Annotated in this window: 9 protein-coding genes; all 9 read right to left on the reverse strand. The window is 65.6% G+C overall.

All coding sequences use genetic code 11. From position 1 onward, the window contains the following. Window positions 1-203: 203 nt before the first annotated feature. Genes C8J98_RS04110 through C8J98_RS04150 form a run of 9 tightly spaced genes read right to left on the reverse strand, consistent with a single transcriptional unit; the run spans window position 204 to window position 10,416 of the window. Window positions 204-1,499 carry a hypothetical protein gene (locus C8J98_RS04110; RefSeq protein WP_233260108.1) on the reverse strand — a complete coding sequence of 432 codons (1,296 nt, stop codon included), beginning with the start codon at window positions 1,497-1,499 and terminating at the stop codon, window positions 204-206. Next, on the reverse strand, window positions 1,496-2,662 hold the full coding sequence (locus C8J98_RS04115; protein WP_107911224.1) for a glycosyltransferase family 4 protein: 1,167 nt from the start codon (window positions 2,660-2,662) through the stop codon (window positions 1,496-1,498). The genes C8J98_RS04110 and C8J98_RS04115 overlap by 4 nt, the downstream gene beginning before the upstream one ends. Continuing rightward, complete coding sequence (locus C8J98_RS04120) at window positions 2,659-3,297, reverse strand: polysaccharide deacetylase family protein (protein ID WP_107911226.1); 639 nt, start codon at window positions 3,295-3,297, stop codon at window positions 2,659-2,661. The genes C8J98_RS04115 and C8J98_RS04120 overlap by 4 nt, the downstream gene beginning before the upstream one ends. Continuing rightward, window positions 3,294-4,466 carry a glycosyltransferase family 4 protein gene (locus C8J98_RS04125; RefSeq protein WP_107911228.1) on the reverse strand — a complete coding sequence of 391 codons (1,173 nt, stop codon included), beginning with the start codon at window positions 4,464-4,466 and terminating at the stop codon, window positions 3,294-3,296. Before C8J98_RS04125 ends, C8J98_RS04120 begins: the two co-directional genes overlap by 4 nt. Continuing rightward, entirely contained in the window at window positions 4,463-5,581 is a 1,119-nt protein-coding gene (locus C8J98_RS04130; RefSeq protein WP_107911230.1) for a glycosyltransferase, read from the reverse strand. The genes C8J98_RS04125 and C8J98_RS04130 overlap by 4 nt, the downstream gene beginning before the upstream one ends. Continuing rightward, entirely contained in the window at window positions 5,578-6,936 is a 1,359-nt protein-coding gene (locus C8J98_RS04135) for a phenylacetate--CoA ligase family protein (protein WP_107911232.1), read from the reverse strand. Before C8J98_RS04135 ends, C8J98_RS04130 begins: the two co-directional genes overlap by 4 nt. Continuing rightward, window positions 6,933-8,195, reverse strand: a complete 1,263-nt coding sequence (locus C8J98_RS04140) for an O-antigen ligase family protein (protein ID WP_107911234.1) — start codon at window positions 8,193-8,195, stop codon at window positions 6,933-6,935. The genes C8J98_RS04135 and C8J98_RS04140 overlap by 4 nt, the downstream gene beginning before the upstream one ends. After that, a complete protein-coding gene (locus C8J98_RS04145; RefSeq protein WP_107911236.1) occupies window positions 8,183-9,289 on the reverse strand; it encodes a polysaccharide deacetylase family protein in 1,107 nt (368 codons plus the stop codon). The genes C8J98_RS04140 and C8J98_RS04145 overlap by 13 nt, the downstream gene beginning before the upstream one ends. Next, window positions 9,283-10,416, reverse strand: coding sequence for a glycosyltransferase family 2 protein (locus C8J98_RS04150; protein ID WP_107911238.1), 1,134 nt, complete (start codon window positions 10,414-10,416; stop codon window positions 9,283-9,285). Before C8J98_RS04150 ends, C8J98_RS04145 begins: the two co-directional genes overlap by 7 nt. Window positions 10,417-10,422 lie beyond the last annotated feature (6 nt).

Below are 10,422 nucleotides of genomic sequence, written 5' to 3' on the forward strand. Positions count from 1 at the left end.
GGCAGGATCTTCCATCGGGGGTTTACCTATGTGAGATCGCCTCAGTATCCGGGCGCTTGCGATGAGCTCAAGGCGGATGTGGTTCGGTATGCGTGGTGTACGGGCGCGCGGGGGCCTTCGACGCATGATCCGAAGCTGGTCGGTTGTGTGAATGAGTATTGCGATTTCAGTGTTGCGGATACGCGGCGGAGGTTTGGTGGGCCTTAGGTGCTGGCCCGCTGGCGCGGGATCGCCGATGAATCGGCTCCCACAGGAGCATTCGCCGCTGAAGCGGCTCCCACAGGAGCATTCGCCGATGAATCGGCTCCCACAGGGGCATTCGCCGCTGAAGCGGCTCCCACAGGGTTGGCCTGGCCGGGTTTGGGGAGTTCGAAGTCGCGGTAGCGGCCGGGGTCGCCGGTCATGCCGGATTCGGCGGCTTTGGCGATGTTGTACATCTCGCGCGCGGTGACGTAGTGGAGGACGTAGTCGCGGCCGTCGTTGTACGTCGACTCCAGGTAATCGTGCATGGCATCCACGGGCGGGCCGAGGAGGGTGTCCATGTCGCCCTCCTGCGTGCCGTGCGTGTGGATCTTGATGAAAGTCCACTCCGGTCGGCCTTCGACGTGGATCCCCGTGCGTACCCATTGGTCCACGCGTGATGGCGTGGGCGGGCAGCCGCGGCGGATGTCCGAATTCTCGATGCGGGGAATGATGCCGAAGCGGCGGTTCTTCCAGTTGAGGCCGAGCACGCCCTGGACGATCAGCAGATCGCCCGACGGCTCGCCGCCCACGCGCATGCGCACGCCGGTATCGTGTGACTTGCACTTATGCGGATCGTCGGCGGCGTAGTAGATGGCGTTGGACATCCGCGTCTGCGTGTCGCTGGGTGCCGAGGGTAGAGTGAAGTCGGCGTAGCAGCCGAGTTCGCGCAACAGGATCAGTTCGTTATTGATGCCGCACCAGCGGCCATCGGCGCGCGAGTTGTCCAGGCACCAGTTGCCGTGAATGAAGGCGAAGCGCAGCTGCCCCGTTGCCGGATCGCGTGGCAACGCGTTGTGCCTCTCGTGCAGCAGCCGGTTGAAACGATCGATCGTGGCGACGAAATTCTCCGGCGTGTCGTTGTCGTGGTGAAGATGGATTTCGATTTCGCCATAGCCGTCGGCACAGAGCGACTCGATCTTGTCGAGGTGCTCCTCCACGTATTCCTCTTCGGGGTAGAAAAAGCTGTGCTGCGGCACGCGGCCGTCGGCATCGCGGTGGCGCGAGGCCAGGGCGCGATAGTCCGTGCACCAGCGGTCGACGCGACGGCGCTGCGTGTCCATGTCCACACGGCCCCAGTTTGGCTCGAAGTGGTCGACGAAGCAGAACATGATGTGGACCGGGCCAGTCACTTTCGGGATCTTGGGCCGGGTGAGGTATCCCCACAGCCAGTACTGCATGTTGCGCGCGCGGATCGCTACGGTCACCGCGGCGGCGACTACGAGCAGGACCAGGACGAACAGGGCGATGACGATCACACGGCGGCTCCGGCTGGCACCAGGGTGAGCAGTTGCTCGGCGTTGTTGCGCCACTGCCGCTCGCTGGCGATGTAATCACGCGCGGCATGACCCACGCGCCTGCGCTCATCGGTCAGCCGGGCCAGTTCGAGCACGCGCTCGACGCAGGCGGCGGCATCGCCGTGCGGGAACAACCATCCCGTGCGGCCATCGGCGATCACCTCGGCGACCGGTGCGTAATCCGGTGCGACCATGGGAACGCCCATGCCCATGAACTCGAACAGTTTCATGGGAGAACCGTAGTGATTGGAATTCGGCAACACGGCATAGTCCATGCAGGCGATCCAGCTGGCTACGTCCTCGTGCGGCACCCGGCCCGGAAGCAGGACGCGTTCGCTGAGGCCGCGTTCCGCGACCAGTGCACGCACCGCCGGCAGGGTCTTGCCGTCGCCGACGAAGACCAGGGCAAGTTCGGGTACGTCATGCAGCCGGTTCGCGATGGCTTCGACGAAGTCGTCCACGCCATGCCAGTGGGCAAAGGCACCGATGTGTCCGCAGACTGTGCGCCCGCTGAGCCCGCGCTCCTGGCGCAGGGTCTCGCGATCGAAGCGGCCCGGATCGAAGCGGGCGAGGTCGACGGCGTTCGGTGAGATCACCGAGGGTGCGATGTCGCCATAGGCGGCGATGGCCTGGTCACGGAAATAGGTGGAGATGAATACCAGGCCGGTGGCATGGCGCAGGCACCAGCCTTCGATGCGTCGCGCAAGGCCCTTCATGGTCAGCGGCCGTACCCGGTCGACCAGGGCCGAATCGTTGATTTCCAGCACCAGCGGGATGCCGCGACGGCGGGCAAGCCACACCGTGGCGAACAGGAACAGCGAGTAACGTTCGTAGATCAGCTTCGGCGGATGCGTGCGCCACGCGCGCTGCATCCGTAGGAGGGTGACAAGGTTGTAGAGCAGCTCGAACATTTCGAACACCACGCCGGGCAGCTTCGTCACGAAGCCTGCGAGGCGACCGCGCTCGCCGCCAGCCGCCTCGGGTTGCTCACGTTCCGGATCCGCACCGGGAAACGACATGACCGACACCTCATGCCCAAGCCCACGCAGCGCGTGCACGATCCCACGGATATGCACGCCTTCCACGTGGCGCCCGCGCGTCCGGTGGTGGTAGAGGATGTTCAAGGGGCGTTGCCGGGAAGCGCGCCAAAACGAATGCCCTGGTCGATCCACTCCGGCAGGAGCACGTCGAGTGCTTCGGCCGCCTTGTCGCTGTCGTCGTGCATGAGCACGATATCGCCAGCGGCCGGCGGATCGTTGCGCAGGCGCGAGATGAGCGCTTCGATCGGGCGGTCCTGGTAATCGAGGCTGTCATACGACCAGTAGATGAAGCTGCGCTTGCGTCGGGCGAAATGCAGCAGCAGCTTCGCGCCGATATAGCCGTGCGGCGGACGCATGCGGTGGTATGGCCGGTTGTCGAACAGGCGCAGCAGGGCGTCGGTCCTGTACACCTCGTCGAGCTGCTTGCGCAGGTCCATGTTGCTGAAGGACCAGTGGCTGTACGAATGGTTGCCGATCATATGACCGTCGGCGACGATCCGCTGGACGATTTCGGGATATTGCTCGATCTTCTCGCCGACCAGGAAAAAACTCGCCTTCACGCCATGCCGCGCCAGCGTGTCGAGCAGCTTCGGCGTGTGCTCCGGGTCCGGGCCGTCGTCGAAACTCAGGTAACGCAGGTCGTGGTCGCGCGTGCGCGTGAGCACGAGTGCTTCAGGCAGCAGGCCGAGCAGGTCGTGCTTTTTCAGTTTCCAGTTCATGCATTTGCGCCAAGATGTGCCGGTTCTCCGGCGGCCACGCGATGGAGTGTGTGCTCCAGACGGTCGATGTTTTCGTCCCAGCGAAACGTGGCCGCATGCGCGGCGATGACGACGGGATCGAAATGGCGCTCGAAGGCTTCGACCAGCGCCGTGCCCAGTTCATGCGGTTGGTGCGGCGGTACCAGCAGGCCTGCCGTCTCAGGCAGTACTTCCGGAATGCCGCCGACGGCCGTCGCGACCACCGGTGTGCCGCAGGCCATGGCCTCGAGCACGACGTTCGGCACGCCCTCGTTGTGGCTGGGCAGGCAAAGCACGTCGGCCGCGCGGAACCAGTCGGCGAGCGCAGAGTGATCCACCGCGCCTTCGAAGCGCACGGCCGGCGCGCAGCACAAGGAGGCGGCGCGATCTTCCAGGTTCGCGCGTGAGGGGCCTTCACCGACGTAGATGAGGCGTGCGTCGTGATGGCGTTTTACCAGCATGGGGAACGCTTCGATGAGGTCGTGGCAGCCTTTGGTGGCCTTGAGGTTACCTGCGTAAAGCACGATGGGCACTTCGGCCGGAAGGCCTAGCCGTTGCCGCGCGGCGGTACGATCGCCGCGGTTGAAGACCCGCGTGTCGACGCCGTTGTAGAGCGCTTCCACGCGGTCGGCCGGCGCACCCAGGGCCACCGCCTTGCGTGCCAGGGCCTTGCTGACCGCGATCACCGCTCCCGCACCACGCAGGGCGGCACGAATCTGCGGCCGGCGCAGGCGTGCTTCGGCCTGCACGTTGAGGTCGCTGCCATGCACCTTGACTACATAGGGGATGCCCAGCATCCGCGCCACCCAGGCACCGGCCACCGCATCGGGAAACGCCCAGCTGGCCAGCAGCACGTCATAGTGTGCGGCGCGTAGTTCACTGCCGCGCTGCCACATCACGCTGGCGAAAAAACAGAAGGCGTTGAGGAAGCGGCCGAAACGCGGCGGGTGGTAGAAGGTGAAATGGTCGCGGTGGACACCCGGCACGTGCACACTGCCCTTGGCGCCGGCCAGGCGGTCGCGGAAGTCGACCGCGGTGAGCACATCCACTTCGTGGCGCTCGGCCAGGCGCTGGAACTGCTGGCGGTTGAAGGTGCCGCGGCGAGGATCCCAGGGCGTCGGGAACAGGTTGGTCAGGATCAGGATCTTCATGATGCCGCCTCCATGTCGCCAAAGTAGAGCTTCCCGTAACGTGCCGCCATGGCTTCGAGCGATCCGTGCGTCTCCACCCACTGGCGAGCGGCCCGGCCGAACGACGAGGCGCGCTGGGACTCGTGGAGCATGCCGATCAGGGCGCGGGCAAGTGCCGGCGCGTCGGCCGGAGGCACCAGGCGTCCGGTGGCGTCGTCGCTGACGATCTCGGCATTGCCGCCGACGTCGGTCGCGACAATCGGCAAGCCGGTAGCGCAGGCTTCGAGCAGGGCCATGGAGTAGCCCTCGGTGATGGACGAAAGCACGAACAGGTCGAAGCCCTGGAGCAATTGGCGCACGTCGTTGCGGTCGCCAAGGAAATGGACGCTTCCGGCCACGCCTTCGTCGAAGGCACAGGCGCGCAGCGTCTCGCGCAACTCGCCGTCGCCAACCAGGACAAGTGCAGTGTCCGGTCGGCTCGCGTGGACCTGGCGGAAGGCGCGAATCAGGCTGGCCTGGTCCTTGGCCCAGTTGAGCCGCCCGACCGTGCCGATGATCTGCGTGCCCGCGGGCACATTCAGCATGCGGGTGAGCCGCTCGTGCATGGTGTCCGAGGCCAGTTCGAAGCCGCCGAGCACGATGCCGTTCGGCACCACGCAGGCTTTCGCAGCCGGCACGATACCGCGATGCACCGCGTCGCGACGCGACGCCTCGCATACGGCGACCACGGCATCGGTGGCGTTCATGGCGCGGCGGAACAGCCATTCGCGCCGGCCCGGTTTCTGCTGGCCCCCCATGCCATGACGGGTGTTCACCACCTGGCGGATACCCATGCCGGCCGAGGCGAGCACGGCCTGGTAGTGAGCGACCGCGTTATGCGTGTGCAGTACCTCGGTGCGGTGAGCAGACATGAACCGACGCGCATGGCCGATGGCCCGCAGGTCGAAGCCAGTCCGCTTATGGCAGGCGTGCACGGGGATGCCAAGGGCATCGAGTTCGCCGGCGAGCGATCCGCGCTCGAACAGACAGACCACCTGCGCCTTGTGGCCGAGGCGGTGCTGTTCGGTGACCAGGTCGAGCACCATCCGCTCCAGGCCACCGCGATTGAGGTTCTCGACGAAGTGGGTGATGTTCACGAGGCCAGCTCCGAGACGGTGACGCGCAACTTGCCGCTGCGGGTCAGCGGAATATCGTCGACGAAGTGGCAATGCAGCTCGGCGCTTTCGCCCAGTACCTTGGCCACTTCATGGCGGATATAGTCGAGCGACTGATCGTTGAACGCTTCGCCGCGCACGATCGACAGGTCCAGCCGATCCAGGCGGCGCTGTACGAGCTGGAAGCGGGTCAGGCCCGGGACATCCTTGAGCATGTGCGGGAAGAACTCACCCGGCAGGACATGACCGGCCGGCGTGCGAATGGCATCGAGCTTGCGTCCATCCACCGAGGCCAGCATCGGCAGGCCGCGGCCGCAGGAACAGGGCTTGCCGCTGCCATGGGTGGCCATGTCGCCATTGACGTAGCGGACGAATGGCATGCCATAGTTGAACAGGTCGGTGATCGCAATCTCACCGCTACCCTTGTGAATCGGCTGGCCGTTGGCGTCGAGCGTTTCCACCACGAGGTGATCGGCATTCACGTGCAGGCCCTCGCGCTGCTCGCACTCGGACGCGATGAGCATGAACTCACGGCAGCCATAGGTGTTGAACGCCGGTGCGCCGAAGGCACGTTCGATGATCTCGCGCTGGAACGGGTGCAGGGCCTCGGCGGCGCCGATGATCGAGGCGGGCGACGCCACGCGACGGTTGTTCGCCAGCAGCCATTCGGCCAGGCGCACCAGCGGTCCCACGTACCCCACGATGACTTCCGGCCGGTAAGCGTCGATGGCGTCGGCGTAGTCGGCCAGGTTGGTTTCGCTCATGCGGAAGCTGTCGAGCAGCTTGCGTGCGAACACGGCGTTGTAGATGCGGTCCTTCAGCTGGTGGCTTGCACTGGGGTTGCCGACCGGGCCGCCCCAGAGAAAGAGCGTACGCCGGCCCATGCGCGAGCCAGCCCAGCCGTAACCGCGCCACATCACCGCGACGCGGCGGTCGTTGCTTTCGCGGGTAAAGCCGAAGCGTAGCGGTTCGCCGGTGGAACCACCGGTCGCCTTGTAACCGAGGCCGCCTTTCAATGACGTGGCTTTGAGGTCATCGGCATGGTTGCGGATATCGGCCTTGGTCAGCACCGGAAGCTGCGCGAAATCGGCCAGGCTGCGGATGTCCCGCGGCGCGATGCCGAGCGCGCTCCAGCGCTCGCGATAGTAGGGCACTTCGCGGTAGCACCATTCGAGCAGGGCTTGCAGCCGCTCGAACTGAAGCGCCTGGATTCGCTCCGGGCTGAGCCACTGATCGCTCTCGTAGCGCCGCATGTGCGTCGGCGTGGCGCGTCGACGCAGGCCGCCTTCGTAGACGGGCCAGATGACCTTGCGCAGGGCGGATTCATAGAGGCTCATACGGTTCTCAGCAGCACGGCGACGAGAACGAAGAGGGCGGCGACACTGCCCGCGGCGGCCGGCACCCAGCGCCATCCGCCATCGGAAATGCGGAAGAAGGGCAGTTCCGGCCAGCGTTTGCGTGCGCCGATGTAATGACCCGCGACCATCGCGGCGATCAGGTAGAGCACCACCATGTAGCTGCGGCTGAGGAAGAAAGCGGCGGCGAAAAGACCGCACAGCGAAAGCAGAAGGGTGAGCGCCAGCTGCTTTTCCATGACCCATTCGGCTTCCACCTTGGGGTCCGTGCCGGGCACGCGCACGTGACGGATGATGGTCAGCATCATCCAGAAGCCGTAGCCGACGAAGGCCAGCCACGTCACGAAACCGACGAAGCCGGTTTCAGCCAGTACCAGGACGAAGGAGTTGTGTGCGGTGAGTTCGTTGTACTCGGTGAAGTTGCCCGCACCCACGCCGAAAGCGGGGTTGTCGCGGAACATCTCCAGGCCTGCGTACCAGGCGTCGACACGTCCGGCGGCGGATTCTTCCCCGGCATCCAGTTCGTCCATGCGCGAGGAGACCAGCTTCATCGCGGTCAGGCCCACCACGCCGAGGATGCCCGCCACCACGACGCCCTTGCGATACCACACGTAGCAGCCAGCGATGATGAGCACGGCGAGCAGCGCACCACGCGAATTGGTCAGCACGATGCCGTAGAGGAGCAGCATGGCGCAGCCGAGCCACACCGGACGCATCGCCCCCGTGCCGCGACGGCCAAGAAACACCGCCATCGGCAGGCATGCGGCAAACAGCAAGCCCAGATCGTTCGGGTCATTGAAGATGCCGACGTACTGGATGCGCCCGCCTTCGCTCAGTGGAATTCCGGTCCAGCCAGTGCCAAGCCGGGACTGCTCCACGCCGTGCAAGGCGAGCACCGCCGCACAGACGACGAAGACGCCCATGGCGACACGTACGCGCTTCTGCGTGCTGCATGCGGCGCCGAAGACGAAGAAGGCAATCACCACCGGGCCGAAGCGAGCGAGCTCGTCGATCGCGCCACCGGTCCAGCCGTTGGTGACCTCGGAGATCATCAGGATCAGCAGGAAGGCCGGCAGGATAAGGAACTGCGGCGCGGCGAACGTCTTCGCACTCGAGAACAGCCACGAGGCGAACGCGAGCAGCAACACGACAGGCAGGATGGGCACGTTCTCCAGCCCCGGCAGGTAGTCCTGCGGCCGGATGATCGTGAGCACCACGTAGAGGAGGATCAGGGGGAACATGCGTGTTCCTTCGGGCCGTTCGCTTCGTGCGCGGCCGTGGGATAGCTCATCAGTTGAGGCAGGGCGAGCATGGCGGCGAACCAGCCCGGGCCCATGTTGCTTTCCACCGGCAGACGGTAGAGCGAGTAGCGGTTCTCGGAAGGCTCGGCGTTGGTTCCGCAGATGTAGCTGCAACCCAGCTTGAATCCGGCATTGCGTGTCGCTGCGATCACGGCATCGTTATAGGCACGGTCGCCGCCCACGGGATACGACATGAGGATGGCCGGGTTCTTCAGTTCGCGATCGAGCGTGGTCTTGGATTGGCGGATCTCCCGCTCCATCTCGTCCTGGGGCAGGCGCGCGAGCATGCGGTGATGGACACCGTGCGAACCGAATTCGAGGCCGGCGGCCTCCATCTCCCGCGCCTGGTCCCAGGTCATCGGACGACACTCGACCGGCCGTGCTTTCGCCGAGGGCATGTTCCACTCCGATTCCAGGCGCTCGGTCATGGCGGTCTGGCCGAGCGCATCAAGCCACTTCATCTTGAGCAGGATGCTTCCGGCGATGCGCCGACGCGAGGCGCGGTCGGGCGGCAGCGGAATGTCGATCGAGAGCTCCGGCAGCACAAGGCGCGGCGCAATGGTCGTCAGGATCATGTGCACCAGCCAGTCGTAGGCATACGGCTTGCCGCTGTCGATGTGACCGGTGGAAACGAAGAAGGTCGCCGGCACGCCGAGTTCGTCGAGGATCGGCGCGGCGATGCGGTAGTTGTCGTCGTAGCCGTCGTCGAAGGTCACCGCGACGGTATCCGGTGGCAGCGCCTCGCCGGCGTCCAGCGCGGCGACGACGTCGGTCAGCCGCATCGGCCGGAAATACTTGCGGATGCGCAGCATCTGCTCGCGGAACTGATCCGGCGGGGTGCTGATCAGTTCGAGATCGAATTCGTACGTGTCCGGATCCGGCAGCGGCATGATGCGGTGATAGGCGAGGATACGCAGGTCACGCTGCCACCACGCACGCACCCGCTGCAGCGAATGCAGCAGGCCGCTGGAATAGCACAGTTCGCCGAGTCGGCCACGGATACCTGGAGCGCCACCGTTCATATCGATCACCATAGGTGCAGCCTTCGATTGCGTGCGAAGGCCAGCAGGGCCTGTGCCGCGAAGAGGTTGAGGTAAAAGAACGCGACTGCGATGCGCAGGGGAAGCAGGCGGCCGAGCGCCGGGCGCAGGCGTGCGAGACCGACCATGAGGGCGCCGGCGACGAGACTGCTGAAGGCGAACGCATACATCGGGTGGCGGGTGATCAACACGCCGGTGCTCAGCGTCAGGGTGAGAATGAGCCAGGGTGCGAGCAGGCGCAGCAGTTTGTGGCTGACGAAACGCAGCCAGAGTGGATTGCGCCAGGGCACGAGCAGCCAGGGGGCGAGCTGGATCAGCTGGTAGTTGCCGGCCAGCGTGCGGATCTTGCGGCGACGCTCGTCTTCGGGCACCTGCGACGGTTGGTCCCAGGCCATTGCGCGTGGCTCGAAGACCACGCGCTTGCCCTGGGCGGCGACACGCATGGGCACGAGCACGTCGTCGAGTACCGTCCCCGGCGGAATAGGCTGGAACAGGTTGCGGCGGATGGCATAGAGCGCGCCGCTCACGCCGATGGTGGAGCCGGAGCGGCTTTCCGCGTGGCGAATGCCTTTTTCGTAACGCCAGTAGAAGTCGACGCCCTGTGCGAATCCGGTGCGCACGTTCTCCATGTGCAGTTCGCCACCGACCGCGCCCACCGTGGGGTCGGCCAGGTTGGCGACCAGCTCGGTCAACGCGGTGGGCGAGAGCTTCTGACGCACATCGGTGAACAGCAGCACCTCGCCGCGGGTAAGGGCCACCGCGTCGTTGAGGCACGCGGCCTTGCCGCGGCGATTCGGAAAATCCAGCACGGTCAGGCGCGGATCGGTGGAACGGCGGGCTGTGGTCACCGTGTTGTCGTGGCAGCCGTCGCAGGCGATCACGATATCGATGAGTTCGGCCGGGTAATCCAGGGCCTGCAGGCTGGCCAGCTTGGCGCGGATCAAGCCTGCGCCGTCGTGCACCGCGATCACGATGCTCACCGTCGGCAGGATGGCGCGGCGCGCCACCGGCTGCGGACGCAGCCGTGCCTGCAGCCACACCAGCACGGGGTAGCCGACGAAGACGTGGACCAGCAGCAGGGCCGACGTCCAGCAGGCGAGCCAGGCAAGATGCGTGATCATGGCGTT

The organism is Luteibacter sp. OK325, assembly GCF_003050935.1.
GTDB lineage: Bacteria > Pseudomonadota > Gammaproteobacteria > Xanthomonadales > Rhodanobacteraceae > Luteibacter.

Coding starts and splice junctions, on each gene's coding strand:
- C8J98_RS04120 (WP_107911226.1), bottom strand. CDS start 3,297: ATGAACTGGAAACTGAAAAAGCACGACCTGCTCGGCCTGCTGCCTGAA.
- C8J98_RS04125 (WP_107911228.1), bottom strand. CDS start 4,466: ATGAAGATCCTGATCCTGACCAACCTGTTCCCGACGCCCTGGGATCCT.
- C8J98_RS04135 (WP_107911232.1), bottom strand. CDS start 6,936: ATGAGCCTCTATGAATCCGCCCTGCGCAAGGTCATCTGGCCCGTCTAC.
- C8J98_RS04140 (WP_107911234.1), bottom strand. CDS start 8,195: ATGTTCCCCCTGATCCTCCTCTACGTGGTGCTCACGATCATCCGGCCG.
- C8J98_RS04145 (WP_107911236.1), bottom strand. CDS start 9,289: ATGGTGATCGATATGAACGGTGGCGCTCCAGGTATCCGTGGCCGACTC.
- C8J98_RS04150 (WP_107911238.1), bottom strand. CDS start 10,416: ATGATCACGCATCTTGCCTGGCTCGCCTGCTGGACGTCGGCCCTGCTG.